Raw genomic sequence first — 23,951 nt, 5'->3', positions numbered from 1 at the left:
GCCAGAGCGCACGGTACGAGGGCCCGGCGGCCCGTCCGGTGGGACGGCGCGGCCGGGCCCTCGCGATGCGGCCGGAGCCGGAGCGGCGGAGCTGCCGGGCGGCTACAGGCGCTGCTGCTTGATGATGTCCTCCAGGGAACCGCTGGGCAGCGATCCGTCGGGGGTCAGCTTGTCCACCGCCTGCGGCAGGGCCCGGGCGATCTCGTCGGCGGCCTTCTCGGGGCTGACGCCCGCCTGCTCGGCGACCTGCTGCAGGGTGTCGGCCGGCAGCGCACCGGCGATCTCGGCGCCGCTGACCGACTTGTTCTCGCCCGTGCCGACCCAGGACTGGGTCTGGTCGGCCAGGCCCGACTTGGTCAACATGTCCAGCAGCCCGCCGAGCGGGTTGTTCCCGCCGCCTCCGGCCGCCTGGGCGCCGCCCGCGCCGCCGCCCAGCAGGGCGCCGAGCAGGGAGCCGAGGATGTTGCCGCCGCCACCGGCGCCGCCCTGGCCGCCCTGGCCGCCGCCGAGGAGGCCGCCCAGAAGGGAGCCGAGGTCGTTACCCGCCATGGTCATGCCTTTCGCAGAGGGACCGGGCCGCGCGGCAGGCGCCGTACCCGGCTTCGAGACACGGACAATGTCACCCAGACCGGACAGTGCCGCCACTTGGCGCAGCCCTTCGGCGCCCGCTGCGGTAGAACGAACGGCATGATCTTCCACCTCGTACCGCTCACCGACTGGACCGCCGAACCCGAGCTCCCGTACGCCCCGCCCTCGCTCCCCGCCGAGGGCTTCGTGCACTGCTCGGCGGACCGGCCGACGGCGCTGGCCATCGCCGACGCGTACTACGCCGAGGTGCCGGGCACCCTGCTGGCCCTGGAGCTCGACGAGCGCGCCCTGACGTCCGAGGTCCGCCGCGAGGGTGAATCCGGCGACCGCTACCCGCACGTCCACGGGCCGTTGAACCGGGACGCCGTGATCGACGTGTGGGAGGTCGTACGGACTCCGGGCAGCCCCGCGGAACTGATCCCTTGGCGGCCCGCCACGTGAAACCGTGTGGCGGGCTTCACCTGGAGCCCCGCCACACGCCAGGATGCTCCACGCCATCCCGGCACTCGAGCGAGGAGCCCTCATGACCGATGCAAGCCGTACGAGCGAAGCCGCGCCCACCGCCCGGCGCACGGTACTCGCGGTGGGCGCCGCCGCCCTGGCGGGCGGTGCGCTGACCGCGTGCGGCGGCGGCGAGAAGAAGCCGACGAACGAGGGCGGCAGCGCGGCCACCCCCCAGGGCTCCGCGTCCCTGGCGGCTTCCGCTTCGGCATCGGCCCCGGCTGCGGGGGGCAAGGTCCTGCTGAAGTCCTCGGCGGTGCCGGTCGGCGGCGGCACGGTCCTCAAGGAGGAGAAGCTGGTCGTCACCCAGCCGACGGCCGGCTCCTTCCGCTGCTTCACGGCGGTGTGCCCGCACCAGGGCTGCCTCGTGAACAAGGTGGAGAACGGCACCATCGACTGCCCCTGCCACGGCAGCAAGTTCGAGGTCGCGGACGGTGCGGTGGCCCACGGCCCGGCCACCCGCCCGCTGGCCGAGAAGAAGATCACGGTCGCCGCGGACGGCAACATTTCGCTCGCGTAGCCGTGCCGCGGCCGCCTACCCTCCCCGGATGAACGAACGAACGTCCGAGACCCCGTCAGCCCCCGCCGCGGGCCTCGCTCTGGTGCGGGACCACACGGTCTACGCGTGTGTGATGGGTTCGCGGGCGTTCGGGCTGGCGACGGGGGCGAGCGACACCGACCGGCGCGGTGTCTACCTCGCCCCGACGCCGCTGTTCTGGCGCTTCGAGAAGCCGCCGACGCATGTGGACGGGCCGCGCGAGGAGGAGTTCTCCTGGGAGCTGGAACGCTTCTGCGAGCTCGCCCTGCGCGCCAACCCGAACATCCTGGAGTGCCTGCACTCCCCGCTGGTCGAACGCCTGACCCCGGTCGGCGAGGAACTCCTCTCGCTGCGCGAGGCGTTCCTCTCCCGCTCGGCCCACACCACCTTCACCCGGTACGCGGTCTCCCAGCGCGGCAAACTCCTCTCGGACCTCCGCAACCACGGCGTCCCGCGCTGGAAGCACGCCATGCACCTGCTGCGGCTGCTCCTGTCCTGCCGCGACCTGCTGCGCACGGGCCGCCTCACCCTCGATGCCGGCGCCCACCGCGACCGCCTGCTGGCGGTCAGGCGCGGCGAGCTCTCCTGGCCCGAGGTCGACGCCTGGATGACCCGCCTCACCGCGGAGTGCGACACCGCCCTGACCACCACCCCGCTCCCCGCCGACCCCGACCGCCCCCGCGTGGAGGACTTCCTCCTCCGCACCCGCCTCGCCTCGGCCAGGGCCACGGCCGGGTCCTAGTGCCGGCCGCGCCTGCGGACGACGAAGTCGTCGAGCGCGTCGTACGCCGACCCGTGCCCGGGCAGCGCCGAGCCGTCCTGGGCCGCGTCCAGCACCCCGTGCAGGGCCTCGAAGTCCTGCCGCACCCGCGCCGCGTCGACGCCCGCGGCCGATCCGTGCTCGGCCGCGACCTTTGCCTCGATCAGCCCCGCCAGATGGCCCGGAGCCTCCGGCACCGCGTCCAAGAGGCTCGGCAGGTGCGCCTGCACCTCGCCCGCGCGCATGAGGTGGATACCGGTGAGCAGCGCCCGGAACGCGTACAGCAGCGGCTTCAGTTCCGCCGTCTTCCCGAAGAGCCGCCACTGCGTGTTCGCGAAGCCGCGGTAGTGGTGCGCGTGGTGGGAGGTCAGCACTCCCGGCGCCAGTGCCACCAGCTCCTGGTGGGCCGCAGTCGTGTGGACCACCAGCGGGGACAGCAGCTGCTCCAGGACGTAGCCGTTGCGGTTCAGCATCAGGCGCACGAATTTGCGCAGGTCGTGCGTGACGAGGTCCATTTCGGTGCCGTCGTGGTCCCACATCCGGCTGCGGGTCTCCTCCGGGTCGCGCAGGCCCAGGAGGGCCGACGCCGGGAGCAGGTGGGCCCCGCGGAGGTCGACGTCGGAGTCATGGGACGGGAATCCGTACAGGTGGGCGCCCGACACCGTGGCGAACAGCAGCGGGTCGGGCTGCTCCGCCACGATGGGGGTCAGGTCGAGGCTCTGGACGTTCAGCACGGCTCACGCGTCCCAGAGGGTGCCGAAGGCGAGGAGTTCGTCGCGGTACTCGATGCGGTGCGTCCAGGCGTGGGGCCAGGCGTCCGCGCCGAGGTGGGCGCCCGCGAAGGCGCCGGCCAGGCAGGCGAGGGAGTCGGAGTCGCCGCGGGTGCAGGCGGCCCGGCGCAGGGCGAGGAGCGGCTCCTCGGGGAAGAGCAGGAAGCACTGCAGGGCCGTGGCGAGGGCCTCTTCGGCGATCCAGCCGTCGCCGGTCGTCAGGCAGGGGTCCGTCTCCGGCGAGGGGCTGCGCAGGGCAGCCGTGAGCCGGTCCAGGACGGCCAGGCACTCGTCCCAGCCGCGTGCGATGAAGGACTGCGGCGAGGCGTCGGACGTCGACCGCGTCCACAGGTCGCCGAGCCAGCGCTCGTGGTAGCGGGTGCGGTTCTCCAGCGCGTACGAGCGCAGCTGCCCGACCAGGCCCGTCACCTCGGTCCCCGCCGCCAGCAGGTGCACGGCCCGCGCCGTGAGGTCGGAGGCTGCGAGCGCCGTCGGGTGGCCGTGGGTGAGGGCCGACTGGAGCTGGGCCGCGCCGGCCCGCTCCTCGTCCGTCCAGCCGGGCACCAGCCCGACCGGCGCCACCCGCATGTTCGCGCCGCAGCCCTTGGAGCCGATCTGGCTGGCGTCGCGCCAGTCGCGTTCGGGCAGGTTCAGGAGGCTGCAGGCCTTCAGGCAGGTGTTCCCCGGCGCCCGGTTGTTCTCCGGCGAGTGGTACCAGTCGACGAACTCCTCCCGGACCGGCCGGGTGAGGCGCAGCGGGCCGACGGGGCCCCGCTCCGCGGCCGTGCGCATGCCGCGGGCCAGCGCCAGCGTCATCTGGGTGTCGTCGGTGACTATCGCCGGCCGGGGCAGTTCCATCTCGCGCCACGGGCCCGTCTTCGCGAGGATCGACGGCACGTCGTTGAACTCGGTCGGGAAGCCGAGGGCGTCCCCCAGCGCGAGGCCGGTCATGGCACCCGTCGCCGCTCGCTTGGCGGTCGTCATGGTCGGTTTCCTTCCGTAGGGCGGAGCAGGGGCGGGTGGAGCGCGTTCGCGGGCCCGGGCCGGTACAGCGCGGCCGGTTTGCCGCGGCCTCCGGTGAGGCGGGCGGCGCCGGGCACGGCCTCGACGAAGCCGGGCGTGGCCAGGACCTTGCGCCGGAAGTTGGGCCGGTCCAGGACGGTGTCCCAGACGGTCTCGTAGACGCTCTGGAGCTCCCCGAGGGTGAACTCGGGCGGGCAGAAGGCGGTGGCCAGGCAGGTGTACTCCAGCTTCGCGCCCACCCGTTCGCGGGCGTCGGCCAGGATCGCGGCGTGGTCGAAGGCCAGCCGGCCCACCGGCCCGGCCGCCCCGGCGCCGGCCTCGCCCACCGGGGTCCAGCGGGCCTGGGCGGCGTCCCCGCCGCCCCCGGCCGCCGGGTCCGGCATGTCGGGGACCAGTGCCGCGAAGGCCACCGAGACGACCCGCATCCGGGGGTCGCGGTCCGGATCGCTGTAGGTGCGCAGTTGTTCCAGGTGCAGGGCCGCGACCACCTCCGGCGCCAGGCCCGTCTCCTCGGCGAGTTCGCGGCGCGCCGCCGTCTCCGCGGACTCCCGGGGCAGGACGAAGCCGCCGGGCAGCGCCCAGGCGCCGGCGTAGGGCTCCTGGCCGCGCCGGATCAGCAGTACGTGCAGCGCGCCCCCGCGCACGGTGAAGACGGCGAGGTCCACGGTCACGGCGAACGGCTCGAAGGCGTGCGGGTCGTAGGTGCGCGGGTCGTACGCGTGCGGGTCGTAGGGGGCGGTCACCGGCTGCGCTCCCGTACGTTCTCCGGCAGCGGATCGGCGAAGTGCCAGCCCTCGGCCAGCAGCGCGTCGACGGCGGCCGCGGCGGCCGCCAGCCTCGTCTCCCGGTCCCCCGTGACGACGGTGAAACGCCTGCCGGTCCGCTCCAGTTCCTCCCGGAACCGCCGCGTCATCGACGGCCGCAGCTGCGGTCCGTCGCGCAGCCCGTCGTCCTCGAAGGGCACGTCGGCGTGGTCCGTGAGCAGGTACAGGTCGCGCCGGGTCAGCTCCGCGATCTTCTCGACCTCGGCGTTGCGGCCGCCCGTGTACCGCTCGTGCCAGATGCCGGTGGCGAAGGAGTCGGTGTCGCAGAACAGCACGGGCGATCCCAGCCGGGCCGCCCGCTCCTCCTCCGCGTCCTGGCGCCGCGCGATCACCGGGAACTCCGCCGAGGCGAACGACACGTCCGCCCAGGACGCCTCCGGGTCCGCGGCGCGCGCCGCCGCCAGCTTCTCCTCGCTGTAGCGCCGCCCGTACTCCGCGACCCAGCCCGTCTTGGCCCACACCCCGCCGCGCCGGCGGTAGTGGGCGGCCAGGTCCCGGGACAGCGTGGTCGTCCCGGTCGACTCGGCGCCGAGTACGACGATCCTGCGGGTCAGGGAGGCCCGTACGGCCGGCCCCAGGTACTCCCAACACCCGGCCGGGTCCCGCCGCACGGCCGTGCCGGACACCGGGAACATGGTGCGCCGCGGGTCCACGCAGACCTCCTCGGCGCCGAACCGCCGGGCGAGCTCGGTGCCGTACTCCTCCGAGGTGAAGACGGCCTGGACCCGCCGGCCCACCGCGCGCCGGAAGATCGCCATGTGGGCCTCCCAGACCGCCGGGTCGTGCAGGTCGACCGGGATGTCGTCCACCGCTCCGACCACGTCCGCCCCGGGGTGCGCCTCGCGCATCCAGGCGACCCGGTCGGCGAGCGGCACCGATTCCACCGAGGCGGCGCACACCAGCACGGTGAGGCGTTCGCACTGGTCCTGGGCGGTGCGCACCAGGTGGTGGTGGCCGGCGTGCGGCGGGTAGAACTTGCCGAGGACCAGGCCGTGCCCGTAGCGCTTCCCGCCGCTCATGCCGTCGCCCCCACTGCCGTACGGGTCCCCGCGGCCGGCAGCATCCGCCGCCAGCCGACCAGCCCGGCCACGCACAGGGCGAGGAAGCCCGCGTAGAGCAGGGCGGTCAGGTAGAGCTCCTTGTGGGCGTAGAGCGGGATGTACACGAGGTCGGCGGCGATCCACAGCCACCAGGACTCGACGAGCTTGCGGCACTGGCCGTAGGTGGCCATGAGCGAGAGCCCGGTGGTGGCCGCGTCCCAGAAGGGGACGGTGGAGTCGGTGACCGCGCCGAGCAGCAGCGTGAGGCCGAGCACCCCCACCGCCCCGGCCGCGGCCAGCCAGGCCCATTCGGTGCGCGTGGTGCGGCGCACCGGCAGGGCTCCGGCGGTTCCCGGGCCACCCCCGTGGGTCCAGGACCACCAGCCGTACGCGGCCAGGGCGATGAAGGCGATCTGGAGGCCGGCGTCGGCGTAGAGGCCGGCGCGGGTGAAGAGCACGATGAAGAAGACGTTGTTGGCGATGCCGATCGGCCAGTTGGCGATGTGCTGCCTGGCGACGAGCCACACGCACACGGCTCCGGTGGCGAACCCCAGCGCCTCCGTCCAGGTCGTTGTCCAGCCCATGACGGCCCCCATCCCCTCGGACTTTAATAGTCAAGGTGACTATAAACAGGGTTCGGGGTCCCGGACAAGGGAGAAGCCCGCAGTGCCCGGAGGCACTGCGGGCTTCTCGCACCGCGGGGTGGCGGACGGTCTACAGACCGACCTCGCGCATCAGCATGCCGACCTCGGTGTTGGTCAGGCGGCGCAGCCAGCCGGACTTCTGGTCGCCGAGCTCGATCGGCCCGAAGGAGGTCCGGACGAGCTTCTCGACCGGGAAGCCGGCCTCGGCCATCATGCGGCGGACGATGTGCTTGCGGCCCTCGTGGAGGGTCACCTCGACCAGGTAGTTCTTGCCGACCTGGTCGACGACGCGGAAGTGGTCGGCGCGGGCGTAGCCGTCCTCCAGCTCGATGCCGTCCTTGAGCTGCTTGCCGATGTCGCGCGGCAGCGGGCCGGTGATCGCGGCGACGTAGGTCTTCTTCACGCCGTACTTCGGGTGCGTGAGGCGGTGGGCCAGCTCACCGTGGTTGGTGAGGAGGATGATGCCCTCGGTCTCGGTGTCGAGCCGGCCGACGTGGAAGAGGCGCGTCTCACGGTTGGTGACGTAGTCGCCCAGGCACTGGCGGCCGTCCGGGTCCTCCATGGTGGAGACGACGCCGGCGGGCTTGTTCAGCGCGAAGAACAGGTACGACTGGGTGGCAACGGTCAGGCCGTCCACCTTGATCTCGTCCTTCGGCTGGACGCGCTTGCCCTGCTCCAGCACGATCTCGCCGTTGACCTCGACACGGGCCTGCTCGATGAGCTCCTCGCACGCGCGGCGCGAGCCCATGCCGGCGCGGGCGAGCACCTTCTGGAGGCGCTCGCCTTCCTGCTCGGCGCCCGGGAAGGTCTTCGGGGTCTTGATCACGGGCTTGTCGGCGTACCGGTCGCGCACGCGCTCCTCGATGCGCGCGTCCAGCTCGCGGGGGCGCGACTGGCCGCTGCGGCTGCCGGGACCGCGGCGCGGGCCGCCGGCCCCGCCGATGCCGGGGGTCTTGGAGGGCTTGGGGCCGCCCTTGGCACCACCGCGCGCCGCCGCGCCGCGGGCACCGCCGCCACCGGCCTTGGGGCCGCTGCGGCCGCTGCGCTCGCCCTCGGGGCCCACGTCGTAGCGACGCTCCTCGGGGCGGGGGTTGCGGATGCGGGGGGCCGGCTCGCGGTCGCGGTCGCCGCCCTGGTAGCCGCCACCGCCGCCGCCCTGGTAGCCGCCGGAGGAGCTGCCGCCGCGGTAGCCACCGCCGCCGCCGGAAGAGCCGCCACCGCGGTAGCCGCCGCCACCGGAGGAGCTCCCGCCGCGGTAGCCGCCGCCGGAGGAGCTGCCCCCGCGCGAACCGCCGCCGGAGCTGCCGCCTCGCGAACCGCCGCCGGAGCTGCCGCCTCGCGAACCGCCGCCGGAGGAGCTGCCGCCGCGGGAGCCGCCGCGACCGCCACCACCGCCGCCGCCGCTGTTCCTGTTACCGCCGCCGTTGTTGCCGCTGCTTCGCATCAAAGTTCCGTCGTCTTGTCGTCTTCATCGGTATCCGGTGCATCCGGATCGAACGACGGAACACCCTCTTGCGTCTCGGCTTCGATCGCGTCCGCCTCGGGGAGGAAGGGCGCGAGCTCCGGGAGCTCGTCCAGGCCGCGCAGGCCCATCCGCTCCAGAAAGTAGTTCGTCGTCCTGTACAGGATCGCACCTGTTTCGGGTTCCGTCCCCGCCTCCTCCACCAGAGCGCGCTGCAGGAGGGTCCGCATGACCCCGTCGCAGTTGACTCCGCGGACCGCCGAGACCCTGGACCGGCTGACCGGCTGGCGGTACGCGACCACCGCCAGCGTCTCCAGCGCGGCCTGGGTCAGCCGGGCCTGCTGGCCGTCCAGTACGAAGCGCTCCACCGCCGCGGAATACTCCGCGCGGGTGTAGAAGCGCCATCCGCCGGCGACGAGCCGCAGCTCGAAGCCGCGCCCCGAGGCCGCGTACTCGTCGGCGAGCTCCAGCAGCGCGTCCGCCACCTCGCGCGGGGTCCGCTCCAGCACCTTGGCGAGGTGCGCCTCGGTCGCGGGCTCGTCCACGACCATGAGGACGGCTTCCAGGGCGGGCTTCAGCGCGAGGGCCGCCACCGCGGTCTCCGTCATTCCTTGACCTCCACGATCCGGTCGAACTCGTCGGTCACCGTCGGCATCCCGTCGCCGTCCCCGCCGCTCCAGCGCACGGTGAGCGTCTGCAGGGCCTCCTCCTGGTCGAGGACCACGGCCTTCTCCCGGTAGAGCTCCAGGAGGGCCAGGAAGCGTGCGACGACGGTGAGGGTGTCCTCGGTGTCCTCCGTGAGCTCCTGGAAGGTCGCCTCGCCGCGCGCCTTGAGGATCGCTACGACGAGACCGGCCTGCTCCCGCACGCTGACCAGGGGGGCGTGGATGTGGTCGACGTACACCTGCGGCTTGGCGCGGGGCTGCATGGCCTTCGCCGCCAGCCGGGCGAAGCCCTCCGCGCCGATGCTGATGACCACCTCGGGCAGCAGTTCGGCGTGGTGGGGCTCCAGCCCCACGGTCCGCGGGTAGCGCTTGCCCTCGGACTCCGCGCGGGCCTCGAAGAGCTCGGCGATCTGCTTGTACGCCCGGTACTGGAGCAGTCGCGCGAAGAGCAGGTCCCGCGCCTCCAGCAGGGCCAGGTCGGCCTCGTCCTCGACCTCTGCGGCGGGCAGCAGCCGGGCGGCCTTCAGATCGAGCAGGGTGGCGGCGACGACCAGGAACTCGGTGGTCTGGTCGAGGTCCCAGTCGGGCCCCATGGCGCGGATGTGCGCCATGAACTCGTCGGTGACCTTGGAGAGCGCGACCTCGGTGACGTCGAGCTTGTGCCGGGAGATCAGCTGCAACAGCAGGTCGAAGGGTCCCTCGAAGTTGGCGAGCCGCAGGGTGAACCGCCCGTCGCCTCCGGCGGCACCCTCGACTGCGGCGGACCCCGCGGGGCCGTCCTGTACCGCCGCCGCGGGGGACGCGGGTGCCGCGGGAACGTACGGGGGCGCGGCGGGCCCCGCAGGGCCTTCCTGGACCGACGCCGCCGGGGACGCGGGGGGTTCCGGGGCCATGCCGGGCCCCACGGGGTCCTCCTGGACCGACGCGGATGCGGCGGGAGCGTGCAGGGCGTCGGGCCCCTCGGAGCCGGACAGGGGCCCGCTCGGCGCCGCAGCACCCTCCGGGGGCGTCCCGGGCTCCTCCGGGGCCGGTGCGGACTCCCGCGGCGCGGCGGACGCCTCCGGTACCGGTACGGGCCCCTCTGAGGCCGGTGCGGGCTCCCGCGGCGCGGCAGGCGCCTCCGGTACCTGTAGGGGCTCCTCCCGGACCGGTACGGGCTCCTCCCGGACCGGTACAGGCTCCTCCCGGACCGGTACGGGCTCCTCCCGGACCTGTACGGGCTCCTCCCGGACCGGTACAGGCTGCTCCCGGGCCGGTACGGGCTCCTGCGGCGCGGCGGGCGGTACCGGTACGGGCTCCCGAGGCGCGGCGGGCGCCTCCGGTACCGGTACAGGCTGCTCCCGGGCCGGTACCGGCTCCCGCGGCGCGGCGGGTGCCTCCGGGCCCGCCGCGGCACGCTCGGCGGGGTCCGCCGGTGCGGCGGGGGTGCCCGGGCCCCGGCCCAGTACTCGTCGGCGGGTCGGGCGGCCGGGTTCGGCGGGAGAGGGCATCGGGGTCCAGGGTGGTGCGGGAAAGGCTCGGCTGTCCGGCCAAGGCTGCCACGCGGCCGCGCCGCCGTCCGCACCGCCACTCCTGGCGCCCCGCCCCGGACCCCCGCGCCTCGCAGCCGGCATCAGCCGGCATCAGCCGGGAACCAGCCCCGCCAGGGGCACCTCCCAGCGGTAGCCGGGGGAGTTCGAGGCGCGGGTCCGGGCAGAGCCCGCGGTACCGCTCGGCGCTCGCGGGCCCGCACCGCGCCCCGCGCCGGACACCGCCGGACGGAGTCAGGCGCGGCCCGCGCCGAGGAACAAGGGCTCAGCGGCCGCGCAGCCGGCGGACCAGGATGCTCGCGTCACCGCGGGACTCCAGGTCCGCCAGGACCACGGCCACCGCCTCGCGGACGATGCGGCCCCGGTCCACCGCCAGGCCGTGCTCCCCGCGCAGCACCAGCCGCGCGTGTTCCAGGTCCATGAGCTCCTCCGCGGAGACGTAGACCGTGATCTTCTCGTCGTGCCGCTCGCGCCCGCTCGGCCGCCGGTTCGCCCCGCGGCCCTGCCCCTTCCCCCGCCGGGGAGCGGGGGCCGAGGCACCGGAACCTTCCTGCGGCCGCCGCTGCGCGCCGACCGAGCCCTCCGTACCGGCCTCAGCCTCCCGGCTGCGGCCCTCCCCCGCCGTGCCCTCCGCCGACGCCGCCGCGTGCTCCGCGGCGGGCGACTCGTCCGTGCCGCGCCGCGGCGAGGACGACTGGAGCGCCATCCCCCCGGTCGTACGGAAGAGTTCGTCGGCTCCGGGCAGACTCACTCGGCGGGACACCGGGCGAGCACCTCCCTGGCCAACTGGCGATAGGCGGCGGCACCGACGGAGTTGGAGGCGTACGTGGTGATCGGCTCACCGGCGACCGTGGTCTCCGGGAAGCGCACCGTGCGGCCGATGACCGTGTGGTAGACGTGGTCGTCGAAGGCCTCGACGACGCGCGCCAGCACCTCGCGGCTGTGCACCGTACGGGAGTCGTACATCGTGGCGAGGATGCCGTCGAGCTCCAGCTCGGGGTTCAGCCGCTCCTGCACCTTCTCGATGGTCTCGGTCAGCAGCGCCACACCGCGCAGCGCGAAGAACTCGCACTCCAGGGGGACGATGACCTTGTGAGCCGCCGTCAGGGCGTTCACGGTCAGCAGACCGAGCGAGGGCTGACAGTCGATCACGATGTAGTCGTAGTCGGCCATCAGGGGCTTGAGGGCCCGCTGGAGGGTCGACTCGCGCGCGACCTCGCTGACCAACTGCACTTCGGCAGCGGACAGGTCGATGTTGCTCGGCAGCAGGTCCATGTTCGGAACCGCGGTCTTGAGCAGCACCTCGTCGGCCGACATCCCCCGCTCCATGAGCAGGTTGTAGACCGTCAGGTCGAGTTCCATCGGATTCACGCCGAGACCCACGGACAGCGCGCCCTGCGGGTCGAAGTCGACGAGCAGCACGCGGCGCCCGTACTCGGCGAGTGCGGCACCCAGGTTGATGGTCGACGTGGTCTTGCCCACGCCGCCCTTCTGGTTGCACATCGCGATGATCTTCGCCGGACCGTGGTCGGTCAGCGGACCCGGGATCGGGAAGTACGGCAGCGGCCGTCCGGTCGGGCCGATCCGCTCCCGGCGCTGACGGGCAGCGTCGGGGGCGAGAGTGGCCGCGTACTCGGGGTCGGGCTCGTACTCCGCGTCCGGGTCGTAGAAGTGCCCCTCGGGCACATTGTCATAGTCGGCGAAACCAGTGGGCTTTTCGCCGCTCAGGTCGCCGGCCCTGGAGTTCACGTCTAGGCCGTCCATGCTCTTTTGGGGCGTCGTCATGTGCTGGTGGTTTGCGAAGGTGCGGACTGCGACGGAGCCGACAGCTTCGAGCCCGGCAGGGCCTTGGCCCCGCGCAGCCGTCTCTGCTCGACCACCCCCAGGAGCAAATGTCGACTCATTCACAAGTCGTCTTACCTCCTCGGACGTGACCAGGACACTTATCGATAGGTCAGCGTGGCACCATGCCGACGGTTGGCGACTCTATGGCGTGTCACCGCTCAGCGGCAACACAATCCGTCGGACCCGGCACGATGTGTCGGCAACCGAACACCTCTCTGTCAAGGGCGTCCGAGCTGTCGCCGCGAAGTTTCGCGGGTGTGCGAAAGGGTTAAAGGGTTACGTTCGAGGCGAGTTGAGCCGCCCCCGCGGGCCCTCCGCAAACGCGTCCGGCCGGACCTTGCGGGCAAGGTCCGGCCGGATACGTGAGATTGACGTCAGTCGTTGACGTCTCAGCCGAGCAGCGTGCTCAGCTCAAGGGTCTCGAGGCCGTGGGCCTCGGCGACCGGGCCGTAAACGACCTGGCCGTCATGGGTGTTGAGGCCCAGCGCGAGCGCGGGGTCGCGACGCAGCGCCTCGGCCCAGCCGAGGTTCGCGAGCTGCACGATGTAGGGCAGCGTGGCGTTGGTGAGCGCGTAGGTGGAGGTGTTCGGCACCGCGCCCGGCATGTTGGCGACGCAGTAGAAGACCGAGTTGTGGACCTGGAAGGTCGGCTCGGCGTGGGTGGTCGGACGGGAGTCCTCGAAGCAGCCGCCCTGGTCGATCGCAATGTCGACAAGGACACTTCCGGGCTTCATCTTGGCGACGAGCTCGTTGGTGACCAGCTTCGGGGCCTTCGCACCCGGGATCAGCACCGCGCCGATGACGAGGTCGGCCTCGACGACGGCCTTCTCCAGCTCGTAGGCGTTGGAGACGATCGTCTTGATCTTCGTACCGAAGATCTTGTCGGCCTCGCGGAGCTTGTTGATGTCGCGGTCCAGCAGGGTCACGTGGAAGCCCATGCCGACGGCGATCTGCACGGCGTTCCAGCCGGAGACGCCGCCGCCGATGACGACGCACTCACCGGCGTGGGTGCCGGGGACGCCGCCCGGGAGGACGCCGCGGCCGCCGACCGAGCGCATCAGGTGGTACGCGCCGACCTGCGGGGCCAGCCGGCCCGCGACCTCGGACATCGGGGCGAGCAGCGGGAGCGCGCGGTTGGCGAGCTCGACCGTCTCGTACGCGATGGCGGTGGTGCCGGACTCCAGCAGGGCGTCCGTGCACTCGCGGGAGGCCGCCAGGTGCAGGTAGGTGAAGAGGGTCTGGTCCTTGCGGAGGCGGTGGTACTCCTCCGCGATGGGCTCCTTGACCTTCAGCAGCAGGTCCGCGGTCGCCCAGACCTCGTCGGCGGTGCCGAGGATCTCGGCGCCGGCGGAGACGTACTCCGCGTCCGTGATCGAGGAGCCCACACCGGCGTTCTGCTCGATGAAGACCTGGTGGCCGTTGCGGACCAGCTCATGCACGCCGGCGGGCGTGATGGCGACCCGGAACTCGTTGTTCTTGACCTCGCGGGGGATGCCGACCTTCATCGTGGCTCACGGTCCTTGGCTCAGGGGATGTTTCGGGGTACTTCCATACATACCCGTTCACAAGAACGCGCAACGGGATGCACCAGGGGATGACCTGGTGAAGCCAGTCTAATGAAGGATGAGTCGCTGTCTAGCCTTGCAAAGCAATAATCTCAGTCGGAACCACTACGGATTTCGCAGGCTGCGGGGTCGTCTCCCAACAATCTGTCGGCCGCGGACCGGTGCAGCCTCGCGGCCCCCGGGTCGCCCAGCCGGTCGAGCGTGTCGGCCAGGCGCACCTGCAGTGCGGCCTGGAGCCGCAGGTCTCCGGCCTTGCGCGCCAGCTCCACCGCCTCCCGGCAGGTGTGCAGGGATTCCTCGGGCCGCCCGGCGTACTCCTGGACGCGCGCCATCTCGCTCAACGCCTTGGCCTGGCCCGGCACATCGGCCAGCTTCCGGTAGCCCGCGGCGGCGGCCCGCCAGCTGCGCAGCGCGTCCCCGTACCGGCCCGCGTAGGTGTGCACGTTCCCGAGCCGTCCGTACAGCCGCGCCTCGTCCCCGCGCTCGCCCCTGGCCAGGGCCTGGGACAGGGCCCGGCCGAACCAGTCGGAGGCCCGGTGCCAGTCCGCCAGCTCCTGGTACGCGCCGCCTACGGATTCCATCGCGCGGCCCGTCGCGTACGGGTCCTTCGCCGCCTTTCCGGCGACCAGCGCGGCCCGGTAGCGCTCCAGCGCCTCCTGCGTCCGGCCGGTCGCGGCGTCCAGGTCGGCCAGGTTCAGCAGGGCGGCGGCCTGCTCGCGGTGCAGGTCGCGCCGCTCGGCGACGTCCAGGACCAGCCGGTGCAGCCCGTACAGCTCGGGAGCCGCCTCGGCGGTCCCGCGATGCTCCGCCAGCGCCCGTACGAGGGCCGCGACCAGCCGGCGGGCCAGTGTGTCCAGCGCGCCGTCGGCCACCGCGAGCGCTGCGGCCGCGGAGAGCGCAGGCAGGCGGGTGTCCAGCCAGGTGGCGGCGGCCCGCCGGTCGGGGAAGCGCAGGGCGCGCGGCAGCCCGTCCAGGCGCTCCCGTACGAGGTCGGCGTCCTCGCCGTCCGCGGCTTCGGCCATGGCCCGGCAGGAGGTGAGCAGCCGTACGGTGCGCTCCAGCATCCGGGCCCGCGCCAGCTGGACCTCGGCGGGGCGCTCCTTGGCCTCCAGCAGGGCCTGGAGCAGCGGCGCGAGGCAGCCGGGCAGCATGAACAGCCCGTCCTGCGCGCTGTGTACGAGGCCCAGCGCGGCGAAGTCCTCCAGCGTGGACTGCGCGGCGGCCACGGAGCACCCGGCGAGCGCGGAGGCGGTGTGCGAGTCGACGACCCCGGCCGGCGCCAGGGGCAGCAACCGGAGGGTCCGCTGGGCGGGCTGCGGCAGGGACTCGTAGACGAACCGGAAGCCCCGGCCGAGCGGGCCGCTGAGGCCCGGGGGCATGTCGTGGAGCTGTTTGGCCACGTCGGCGACGGAGGCCTTGGGGTGGGCGGCGAGCCAGCCGCCGACCAGGCTGAGCACGGCGGGCTGGCCTCCGCACTCCTCGGCGAGGGCCTCGGCGGCGCGGGGGTCGGCGGTGACGCGGATGTCGCCGATGCGGTGGACGAGCATCCGCACCGCGGAGGGCGTGTCCAGCCCTCCGAGGGTGCAGGGCCGGACATCCGGAATCCCGGTGAGGGGTCCTTCGGCGGTCACGAGGACGAGGCACTCGGGGGTGTCGGGCAGCAGCGCGTCGACCTGGTGCGGGTCGGCGGCGTCGTCGATCAGGATGATCGCCCGCCGCCCCTGGAGCGCGGTGCGCAGGGCGGAGCTGAGCTCGTCCTCCCCGGCGCCGGGCGGGGTCGGCTCCCCGAGCCCCTCCAGCAGGGTGCGGACGGCCCGCTCGGTGGCCACGGTCTCCCCGCCGGGAGTGGTGAGGCGGGTCCTGAGCACGCCGTCGGGGTAGTCCTCGGCGATCTCGCGGACGAACGCCTCGGCGAGGGCGGTGCGCCCCGACCCCGGCCGGCCGGCGACGAGGAGCACCCTCGCGCGGGGCGCCTTGGCCTTGCGGCCGGAGAGGGTGTCGAGCCCGGTCCTCGCGATGTCCTCGCGCAGCTCCTTGAGCTCACGCCGCCGCCCGACGAAATCCGCCACGATCCGCTCCTCTCCCTGCCTTCGGGTTGCGAGCGTAGTTCACGCAGAGCGACGGCCCGGGTGGAGCGCGGCGGGCAAATCGCCCGATCGGATCAGCGGATGGTCACATCAGAACCCTCGTCCGGCGCCCGGACCCGGTCCCGGGCCCCGGCCGGGCCGCGACGGGCCCCGGAACCCCGGAACCCCGGAACCCCGGGCCCCCGCCCCGGCCTCCGGCGGCTACGCCTCGTACGGGCGGGCCGGCCACGGGGCCTGGGCGGGGCGCAGGCTGTCCACGCCGCCGGCGGCAAGGGCGGCGGAGAGCGCCAGGACCCCCGTCACCAGACCCGGGTTGCCGATCCGGCCGGCCAGGACCCCGGCCACCAGTTCCGCGAGCGGAACCCGGGCGAACTGCATGTCCGACTCCTCGTCCGACACCGCGTAGCGCTCCCCCTCCGCCTCCGCGAGGTCCCGCGCCAGGAAGATCCGGATCGCCTCGTCGGAGCCGCCCGGCGACGCGAAGAAGTCCACCAGCACCCGCCAGTCCTCGGCCTTGACGTGCGCCTCCTCGTACAGCTCCCGCTGGGCCGCGTGCAGCGGGTTCTCCCCCTGTACGTCGAGCAGCCCGGCCGGCAGCTCCCACAGGCGGTGCCGCACGGGGTGCCTGAACTGGTTGAGGACCAGCACCCGCTGCTGCTCGTCGAGGGCGAGCACGCACACCGACCCCGGGTGCACCTGGTAGTCGCGCCGCACCACGGACTCGTCCGGCATCCGCACCTGGTCCGAGCGGACCGCCGTCTTCGCGCCCTGGAACGGGGTCTGCGAGCCGACGACCTCCCACGACTCCGGTGTGTCGACGATGCGGATGCCGTTGTCGTTGTTGCCCAAGGCCATGACCGGTACCTTCCCCGAAAACAGACAGCCGGGGCACGATCCGTGCCCCGGCTGCCTACGTTATGCGGTCAGGCGTTCACTTCGCGGCCTGCTGCCGCTCCACCGCCGCCTTGACCAGCCCGGCGAAGAGCGGGTGCGGGCGCGTGGGGCGCGAGCGCAGCTCCGGGTGGGCCTGGGTGGCCACCAGGTAGGGGTGCACCTCGCGCGGGTACTCGACGTACTCGACGAGCTTGTTGTCCGGGGAGGTACCGGAGAAGACGAGGCCCGCCTTCTTCTCCAGCTCGCCGCGGTAGGCGTTGTTGACCTCGTAGCGGTGGCGGTGGCGCTCGTCCACGTACGCCTGGTCGCCGTAGACCTCACGGACGATCGAGCCCTCGGCGAGCTTCGCCGGGTACATGCCCAGGCGCATGGTGCCGCCCAGGTCGCCCGCGCCCTCGACGAAGGCCAGCTGCTCCTCCATCGTGGAGATCACCGGGTGCGGGGTGGAGGCGTCGAACTCGGTGGAGTTCGCGTCCTCGATGCCCGCGAGGTTGCGCGCGGCCTCGATGACCACGCACTGCAGGCCCAGGCACAGGCCGAGCAGCGGGATCCTGTTCTCGCGGGCGAAGGTGATCGCGCCGACCTTGCCGTTGACACCGCGGTCGCCGAAGCCGCCCGGCACGCAGATCGCGTCCACGTCGCCGAGCACCTCGGCGGCACCGGCCGGGGTCTTGCAGTCGTCGGAGGTGACCCACTTGATCTGGACGCGGGCCTTGTTGGCGAAACCGCCGGCGCGCAGCGCCTCGGTCACCGACAGGTACGCGTCGGGCAGGTCGATGTACTTGCCGACGAGCGCGACCTTGACCTCGTGGTCGGGGTTGTGGACCCGGTCCAGCAGGTCCTCCCAGACCGTCCAGTCCACGTCGCGGAAGGGCAGGTCGAGCTTGCGGACGACGTACGCGTCCAGGCCCTCGGTGTGCAGCACCTTCGGGATGTCGTAGATCGACTTGGCGTCGATCGCCGCCACCACGGCCGCCTCGTCCACGTCGCACATCAGCGAGATCTTGCGCTTGATGGAGGTGGGGACGTCGCGGTCGGCGCGCAGCACGATCGCGTCGGGCTGGATGCCGATGTTGCGCAGGGCCGCGACCGAGTGCTGGGTCGGCTTGGTCTTGAGCTCGCCGGAGGGGCCGATGTAGGGCAGCAGCGAGATGTGCACGACGAAGACGTTGTCGCGGCCGACCTCGTGGCGGACCTGGCGGACGGTCTCCAGGAACGGCAGGGACTCGATGTCGCCGACCGTGCCGCCGACCTCGGTGATGACGACGTCGACGTCCTCGGTCGCCATGCGGCGGATGCGGTGCTTGATCTCGTTGGTGATGTGCGGGATGACCTGCACGGTGTCACCGAGGTACTCGCCGCGCCGCTCCTTGGCGATGACCTGCGAGTAGACCTGGCCGGTGGTGACGTTGGCCGAGCCGTCGAGGTCGACGTCGAGGAAGCGCTCGTAGTGGCCGATGTCCAGGTCGGTCTCGGCGCCGTCGTTGGTGACGAACACCTCGCCGTGCTGGAACGGGTTCATGGTGCCGGGGTCGACGTTCAGGTACGGGTCGAGCTTCTGCATCGTGACCCGAAGACCGCGCGCCTTCAGCAGCGCACCCAGGCTGGAGGCCGTCAGGCCCTTGCCGAGGGAGGAAGCGACACCCCCGGTGACGAAGATGTGCTTGGTCGTCATGGATTTGGGCGGCATCGCCAAGAGGGGGCTCCCGTGGTCGCGAGGTGAGGTGCGTCCGGCGCCGGCCACCGTCGATCCGAAGGGTCTCTGGGGGCGCCGAAGCTGCGGTTTCGGGGCTCCTGATTCGCACAGGCAGACCACCGGTCCACGGGGTACCAGCCTATCAGCGCCCGGGAGGGTCCGCCTCCGGCGACGCGGCGCGGCCGTCCTCCGCGAGCCCCGCCCGGCGGCCTCCCCGCCCGTCCCACGGGCATCGTCCCAGCTCACCCGTTTAGCCGAGTCTCATTGTTCCAAGACTTAAGGGGATCACTAGGGTGCCGTCATATCCTGCTCGGATATCGCTCACATCACCGCCGAGCAGTCCACCGGACGGCGTAACCCGCCGCCTGGCGGAATCATGGGCTCACGCGGCGATCCACATCACAGGAGACCGCGCAACCGCGCAATGCAAGCGCCCTTCGGGGCGGTCGTGGCTGTTCGACTGGAGAGCAACGTGTCCGGGCGCATCGAGGATTACGCACTGATCGGGGACATGCAGACCGCGGCTTTGGTCTGCCGGGACGGGGCGGTGGACTGGCTGTGCCTGCCACGGTTCGACTCCCATGCCGTCTTCGCGAGCATTCTCGGCACCGAGGATCACGGGTTCTGGAGGATCGGCCCGGCGTTCCCGGCCGGCGCCGAGGCCCCGCGAGCCGACCGCCGCAGGTACCGCGGAGACTCGCTGGTGCTGGAGTCGGAGTGGGACACACCGCGCGGGACCGTGCGGGTGATCGACTTCATGCCGCCCCGCGAGAACCACGCGCCGCAGCTCATCCGCATCGTGGAGGGCGTCAGCGGACGCGTCCCGATGCGCTCCGCGCTGCGCATGCGGTTCAGTTACGGGCGGGTCGTGCCCTGGGTGCACAAGGTGGACGGCCGTACCGTCGCCGTGGCCGGCCCCGACTCGGTCTGGCTGGACACCGAGGCGCAGACGTACGGCAAGGACCTGACGACCTACTCCGACTTCACCGTCGGCCCCGGTGACCGGATGGCCTTCTGCATCAGCTGGCAGCCCTCGCACAAGGGGCAGCCGCAGCCGCCGGAGGCGGAGGAGGCCCTGGAGGCCACCACCGAGTTCTGGCGCGACTGGGTCGAGCAGTGCACGTACCACGGCCCCTACCGGGAGGCGGTGGTCCGCTCCCTGATCACCCTCAAGGCCCTCACCTACGCCCCCACGGGCGGGATCGTCGCGGCGCCGACGACCTCCCTCCCGGAGGAGATCGGCGGCGTGCGGAACTGGGACTACCGGTACACCTGGCTGCGCGACGCGGCCATCACCCTGTCCTCGCTGCTGCGCACCGGCTACCGCGAGGAGGCCCGCGCCTGGCGCGAGTGGCTCCTGCGCGCGGTGGCCGGCGACCCCGAGAACCTGCAGATCATGTACGGGATCGCCGGCGAGCGGGAGCTCGGCGAGACCGAGCTGGACTGGCTGCCGGGGTACGAGAACTCGCGCCCGGTCCGCGTCGGCAACGGCGCCGCCGGCCAGCTCCAGCTCGACGTGTACGGCGAGGTCACCGAGGCCCTGCACCTGGGCCACATGACGGGCCTGGCGCGCAGCGACTACGCCTCGCTGCTCCAGCTCAAGCTGATCCGCTACCTGGAGACGCACTGGGACCAGCCGGACGAGGGCATCTGGGAGGTGCGCGGCCCGCGCCGCCACTTCGTGCACTCCAAGGTGATGGCCTGGGTGGCGGTGGACCGCACGATCAAGCTGATCGAGAGCGGCGACGCGGACGGCCCGCTGGAGCGGTGGCGCGAGCTGCGGGACGAGATCCACCAGGACGTGTGCGAGAAGGGCTACGACAAGGAGCGCAACACCTTCACCCAGTCCTACGGGTCGAAGGAGCTGGACGCCTCCCTGCTGCTGATTCCGCAGATGGGCTTCCTGCCCCCGGACGACAAGCGGGTGATCGGCACCATCGAGGCGATCCAGCGCGAGCTGTCGACCCCCGACGGGTTCATCCTGCGCTACCCGACGGCGGGCGAGGAGGCGGGCGTGGACGGCCTGGAGGGCGACGAAGGGGCCTTCCTGGCGTGTTCGTTCTGGATGGCCGACGACCTGGCGATGATCGGCCGCGTCGACGAGGCGCGCCGGCTCTTCGAGAAGCTGCTGTCGCTCCGCAACGACCTGGGGCTGCTGGCCGAGGAGTGGGACCCCAAGCTCCAGCGGCAGGTCGGCAACTTCCCGCAGGCCTTCAGCCACGTTCCGCTGATCGACACGGCGCTGCGGCTCACGGCGAGCGGGGCGTACGGAGGCTGACGCGCCCGCCGGGCCGGGCCCGCCTACGCTGGAAGGGTCCTATGCCCTTCCCGGGAAGGGGGGGTAGCCATGGCACCCCTCTCGAAGGCGGGCACGGCCCTTGCCGCGCTCCGCGAGGATCTGGCCGGCGACGTCTTCGCCCCGGAGGACCCGGGGTACGACGAGGCGCGCACGATCTTCAACGCCATGATCGACCGCAGGCCGGCCGTCCTCGCCCAGTGCGAGAGCGAGGCGGACGTGGTCACCACCGTGCGCTTCGCCCGTGAGCTGGACCTGCCGGTCGCGGTGCGCGGCGGCGGCCACAGCGTGGCCGGGATGTCCCTCAACGACGGCGGCGTGGTCGTGGACATGCGCCGGATGCACGAGGTCACGGTGCACCCCGGGGCGAAGGCCGTACGCGTCTCGGGCGGCGCGGTGATGAGCCACCTGGACCGCGCGTGCCAGCCGTACGACCTGGCGTCCACCGGCGGCCGGGTCTCCACCACCGGCGTCGCGGGTTTCGTGCTGGGCGGCGGCTCGGGCTGGCTGGACCGCACGTTCGGGCTGGCCGTGGACGGGCTGCTCGGCGTGGACCTGGTCACCGCCGACGGCAGCACGCTCACGGCGACCGCCGAGGACCATCCCGAGCTGTTCTGGGCGTTGCACGGCGGCGGCGGGAACTTCGGGGTCGCGACCTCACTGACGCTGCGCCTGCACGAGCTGCCGGCGATGTCGATGGCGATGGTGCTCTACCTGCCGGAGCGCGGCCCCGAGGTGACCCGGACGTACCGGGACCTGATCGAGGCGGGGCCCGTGGAGGCCAACGGCGCGGTCATCTACATGACCGGGCCGCCGGAGGAGTTCGTACCGCCGCACCTGGTGGGGAGGCTGCTGGCGGGCGCGCTGCTGACGTACGCGGGGCCCGAGGAGCAGATGCGCAAGCTCGCGGAGCCGCTGCTGGCGATCCCGCACGAGGCGGAGGTCGTCACGGCCATCCCCTACGCCGACCTCCAGTGCATGATGGACGACCCGCCGGGCATGCGGAACTACTGGTCGGCGGAGTACCTGACGGGGCTGCCCGACGAGCTGGTGGAGGTGTTCTGCGCCCGGGCCGGTTCGATGCCGGTACCGACCGGGACCCAGCACGTGCTCTTCCCGCTGGGCGGGGCCATCGCGGACGGGCCCGCGGAGTTCCCGATTCCGTACCGGGACGCGGCCTGGGCCACGCACCCGTTCGGCATCTGGGAGGACCCGGCCGACGACGACCGGGGCAGGCAGTGGGTCAAGGACGTACGGGCGGACGTGCAGCCGTGGAGCACGGGCGCGGTCTACCTCAACTTCACCGGGGACGAGGGTCCGGACCGCGTGGCGGCGGGTCTCGGCGAGGCGAACCTCCAGCGGCTGAGGGCCGTGAAACGGGGGTACGACCCGGACAACGTCTTCCGCTTCAACCACAACATCAAGCCGGCCTGACCCCCTGATAGCGTCCCGCGATATGGACGACCAGGGCGGCGGGCAGGGCGGGATCACGGTTCAGCGGGCACTGGAGCTGCCGGGGCTGCGCAGCGGGCTGCCGGAGGTGGTGGCCTGCGCCGACCGGCTGGGCCGCACCGTGCGCTGGGTGCACGCCGGCGAGGTCCCCAACATCGCCTCCCTGCTCAAGGGCGGCGAGCTGCTGCTGACCACGGGCCTCGGCCTCGGCACCCGGCCCGCCGAACAGCGCGCGTTCGTACGCCGGCTCGCGGACCGGGGCATCGCCGCGCTCGTGGTCGAACTGGGCCCGCGCTTCACCCGCCTGCCCGCCACGATCGTGGAGACGGCCCGGACGGCCGGGCTGCCGCTGGTCCAACTGCACCGGGAGGTGCCCTTCGTCACCGTGACGGAGGAGGTCCACACCGAGATCGTCAACGGTCACTACGCCCTGCTCCAGCGCGCCGAGGAAGTCCACCGGCGCTGTACGGAGGCCCTGCTCGGCGGCGGCGGGATCCCGCAAGTGCTGCGGATCCTGGCCGACTTCACGGCGAACCCGGTCTTCCTGGAGACCCCGGACGGGCAACTGCTGTACGCCGCCGGCCCGGTCTCGGGAGAGGCGGCCGCGGACCCGCTCCAGGTGTGGGAGGGCCTGCGCGGGCCGCGCGAGGCGCAGCCGTCGGCCAACACCGCGGTGATCGACGTCCCCGGCGGCGGCCACGGCACGGGCTCGGTCCGCGCCCGCGTGGTGCTGGTCGGCGTCTCGGCGCCGCTGCTGCCCGTGCACAGGATGGCGGCCGAGCGGACGGCGGGCGTGCTGGCGGTGGTGATGATGCAGGCCCGCCAGGAGGAGGAGCTGGCGGCGCGCGGCCGCGGCGACTTCCTGACCGACCTGGCGGAGGGCCGCATCTCGGCGGAGGACGCGCCGGCGCAGGCGCGCGTCCTGGGCTTCAAGCCCGGCGCGGGGCCACTGCTGCCGGTGGTCATGCGGCTGTCCTCGGAGCTGGGCCCGTCGGGGAACTGGGCGGTCCTGGCCCGCGCGGTGCTGGAGGAACTGGCGTCGGTCGGGGTGCCGGTCCTGCTGGGCGTGCGACCGGTGGAGGGCCGGGTCCCGCTGCTGGTCTCGCTGCGTACGGAGTCGGAGCGCACGGCGGTGGCGGACCGGGTCGCGGTCGCGCTGCGGGCCGGCGTCGAGCGAGCCGGCCTGGACCGGGCCGCCGCCCCGCCGGCGGTGGTCGTCGGCGTCGCGGGCGGCTGGGCGGCCGCCTCCGCGGGCCTGCGCCACGCGGCGGAGACCGCCACCGCCGCGCACGGGCTCCCGGCCCGCCCCTGGTACGACGCCCGGCGCCTCGACATCGACCTGCTGCTCTGGCGCCTGCGCGAACACCCCGACCTGGCGGCCTTCGTGGACCGCGCGATCGGTGCGCTGCGGGTGCACGACACGACCTCGCGGCCGCCGCTGCTGCCGACGTTGGAGACGTACCTGGCCCATGCGGGGCGCAAGGCCGAGACGGCCCGTGAGCTGCACCTCAACCGCCAGACCCTGTACAACCGGCTGGCCCGCATCTCGGAACTCCTGGGCACGGACCTGGACGACCCGGAGACGGTCCTCTCCCTGAGCCTGGCGCTGCGCGCGCGCCGCCACGCGCCTTCTCCTTCTTGACGCGTTCCTCGGCCCGCTGCGCCGGACTCCGTCCGTCGGGCCTCGGCGGGGCCGGGGGCGCGGGTCCGGGGGCCGGCCCCCGGCAGCGGGGGCGCAGAGGCGCAGCCGGCCGCGGCGGCGTCGGGCCGGT

General features: G+C 73.0%; 21 protein-coding genes. 6 read left to right on the top strand and 15 right to left on the bottom strand.

What is annotated here, in order from left to right:
* Positions 1 to 102 precede the first annotated feature (102 nt).
* Positions 103 to 549 (bottom strand): YidB family protein, encoded by a 447-nt coding sequence (locus AB0M99_RS07990; protein ID WP_365917819.1) that lies wholly within the window; start codon positions 547 to 549, stop codon positions 103 to 105.
* Between the two features lie 138 nt (positions 550 to 687).
* Here AB0M99_RS07990 and AB0M99_RS07985 point away from each other — a divergent pair, with 138 nt between their 5' ends.
* The 3 genes from AB0M99_RS07985 to AB0M99_RS07975 all read left to right on the top strand — a co-directional run bounded on the left by AB0M99_RS07985 (position 688) and on the right by AB0M99_RS07975 (position 2,369).
* Positions 688 to 1,029 carry a DUF952 domain-containing protein gene (locus tag AB0M99_RS07985; RefSeq protein ID WP_365917818.1) on the top strand — a complete coding sequence of 114 codons (342 nt, stop codon included), beginning with the start codon at positions 688 to 690 and terminating at the stop codon, positions 1,027 to 1,029.
* A gap of 82 nt (positions 1,030 to 1,111) precedes the next feature.
* Complete coding sequence (locus tag AB0M99_RS07980) at positions 1,112 to 1,609, top strand: Rieske (2Fe-2S) protein (protein WP_365917817.1); 498 nt, start codon at positions 1,112 to 1,114, stop codon at positions 1,607 to 1,609.
* Between the two features lie 28 nt (positions 1,610 to 1,637).
* A complete protein-coding gene (locus AB0M99_RS07975; protein ID WP_365917816.1) occupies positions 1,638 to 2,369 on the top strand; it encodes a nucleotidyltransferase domain-containing protein in 732 nt (243 codons plus the stop codon).
* Here the strand turns inward: AB0M99_RS07975 and AB0M99_RS07970 are convergent.
* The 14 genes from AB0M99_RS07970 to AB0M99_RS07905 form a co-directional block, all read right to left on the bottom strand.
* Positions 2,366 to 3,121 (bottom strand): nucleotidyltransferase domain-containing protein, encoded by a 756-nt coding sequence (locus AB0M99_RS07970; RefSeq protein WP_365917815.1) that lies wholly within the window; start codon positions 3,119 to 3,121, stop codon positions 2,366 to 2,368. The genes AB0M99_RS07975 and AB0M99_RS07970 overlap by 4 nt on opposite strands.
* Positions 3,122 to 3,124: 3 nt before the next feature.
* Positions 3,125 to 4,141: an ADP-ribosylglycohydrolase family protein gene (locus tag AB0M99_RS07965; protein WP_365917814.1), complete on the bottom strand. Its 1,017-nt coding sequence runs from the start codon at positions 4,139 to 4,141 to the stop codon at positions 3,125 to 3,127.
* On the bottom strand, positions 4,138 to 4,923 hold the full coding sequence (locus AB0M99_RS07960; RefSeq protein WP_365917813.1) for an NUDIX domain-containing protein: 786 nt from the start codon (positions 4,921 to 4,923) through the stop codon (positions 4,138 to 4,140). The genes AB0M99_RS07965 and AB0M99_RS07960 overlap by 4 nt, the downstream gene beginning before the upstream one ends.
* Positions 4,920 to 6,023 (bottom strand): AAA family ATPase, encoded by a 1,104-nt coding sequence (locus AB0M99_RS07955; RefSeq protein ID WP_365917812.1) that lies wholly within the window; start codon positions 6,021 to 6,023, stop codon positions 4,920 to 4,922. Before AB0M99_RS07955 ends, AB0M99_RS07960 begins: the two co-directional genes overlap by 4 nt.
* Positions 6,020 to 6,628 (bottom strand): nicotinamide riboside transporter PnuC, encoded by a 609-nt coding sequence (gene pnuC, locus AB0M99_RS07950; RefSeq protein ID WP_365917811.1) that lies wholly within the window; start codon positions 6,626 to 6,628, stop codon positions 6,020 to 6,022. Before pnuC ends, AB0M99_RS07955 begins: the two co-directional genes overlap by 4 nt.
* 130 nt (positions 6,629 to 6,758) lie before the next feature.
* Positions 6,759 to 8,132, bottom strand: a complete 1,374-nt coding sequence (locus AB0M99_RS07945) for a pseudouridine synthase (protein WP_365917810.1) — start codon at positions 8,130 to 8,132, stop codon at positions 6,759 to 6,761.
* A complete protein-coding gene (scpB, locus tag AB0M99_RS07940; RefSeq protein WP_365917809.1) occupies positions 8,132 to 8,758 on the bottom strand; it encodes an SMC-Scp complex subunit ScpB in 627 nt (208 codons plus the stop codon). Before scpB ends, AB0M99_RS07945 begins: the two co-directional genes overlap by 1 nt.
* Positions 8,755 to 9,789 carry a segregation/condensation protein A gene (locus tag AB0M99_RS07935; RefSeq protein WP_365918094.1) on the bottom strand — a complete coding sequence of 345 codons (1,035 nt, stop codon included), beginning with the start codon at positions 9,787 to 9,789 and terminating at the stop codon, positions 8,755 to 8,757. The genes scpB and AB0M99_RS07935 overlap by 4 nt, the downstream gene beginning before the upstream one ends.
* Before the next feature lie 820 nt (positions 9,790 to 10,609).
* Complete coding sequence (locus AB0M99_RS07930) at positions 10,610 to 11,107, bottom strand: hypothetical protein (RefSeq protein WP_365917808.1); 498 nt, start codon at positions 11,105 to 11,107, stop codon at positions 10,610 to 10,612.
* Positions 11,092 to 12,129, bottom strand: a complete 1,038-nt coding sequence (locus AB0M99_RS07925) for a ParA family protein (RefSeq protein ID WP_267090049.1) — start codon at positions 12,127 to 12,129, stop codon at positions 11,092 to 11,094. The genes AB0M99_RS07930 and AB0M99_RS07925 overlap by 16 nt, the downstream gene beginning before the upstream one ends.
* A gap of 449 nt (positions 12,130 to 12,578) precedes the next feature.
* The gene (ald, locus tag AB0M99_RS07920; RefSeq protein WP_365917807.1) at positions 12,579 to 13,694 is read right to left on the bottom strand and encodes an alanine dehydrogenase; all 1,116 of its coding nucleotides are present in this window, start codon (positions 13,692 to 13,694) and stop codon (positions 12,579 to 12,581) included.
* Between the two features lie 152 nt (positions 13,695 to 13,846).
* Positions 13,847 to 15,823: a tetratricopeptide repeat protein gene (locus AB0M99_RS07915; RefSeq protein WP_365917806.1), complete on the bottom strand. Its 1,977-nt coding sequence runs from the start codon at positions 15,821 to 15,823 to the stop codon at positions 13,847 to 13,849.
* Between the two features lie 219 nt (positions 15,824 to 16,042).
* Positions 16,043 to 16,669 carry an NUDIX hydrolase gene (locus AB0M99_RS07910; RefSeq protein WP_365918092.1) on the bottom strand — a complete coding sequence of 209 codons (627 nt, stop codon included), beginning with the start codon at positions 16,667 to 16,669 and terminating at the stop codon, positions 16,043 to 16,045.
* A 103-nt stretch (positions 16,670 to 16,772) separates the two neighbouring features.
* A complete protein-coding gene (locus tag AB0M99_RS07905) occupies positions 16,773 to 18,425 on the bottom strand; it encodes a CTP synthase (RefSeq protein ID WP_365917805.1) in 1,653 nt (550 codons plus the stop codon).
* A gap of 478 nt (positions 18,426 to 18,903) precedes the next feature.
* On the opposite strand from AB0M99_RS07905, the gene AB0M99_RS07900 reads away from it, so the two are divergent.
* The 3 genes from AB0M99_RS07900 (at position 18,904) to AB0M99_RS07890 (ending at position 23,821) form a co-directional block, all read left to right on the top strand.
* Positions 18,904 to 20,709 carry a glycoside hydrolase family 15 protein gene (locus tag AB0M99_RS07900; RefSeq protein WP_365918090.1) on the top strand — a complete coding sequence of 602 codons (1,806 nt, stop codon included), beginning with the start codon at positions 18,904 to 18,906 and terminating at the stop codon, positions 20,707 to 20,709.
* A gap of 69 nt (positions 20,710 to 20,778) precedes the next feature.
* Entirely contained in the window at positions 20,779 to 22,161 is a 1,383-nt protein-coding gene (locus AB0M99_RS07895) for an FAD-binding oxidoreductase (protein ID WP_365917804.1), read from the top strand.
* Positions 22,162 to 22,183: 22 nt separating this feature from the next.
* Positions 22,184 to 23,821, top strand: a complete 1,638-nt coding sequence (locus AB0M99_RS07890; RefSeq protein ID WP_365917803.1) for a PucR family transcriptional regulator — start codon at positions 22,184 to 22,186, stop codon at positions 23,819 to 23,821.
* Positions 23,822 to 23,951 lie beyond the last annotated feature (130 nt).

It is taken from the genome of Streptomyces sp. NPDC051183, assembly GCF_040682455.1.
Taxonomy (GTDB): domain Bacteria; phylum Actinomycetota; class Actinomycetes; order Streptomycetales; family Streptomycetaceae; genus Streptomyces.
This window is presented reverse-complemented; position numbering and strand designations above follow the sequence as displayed.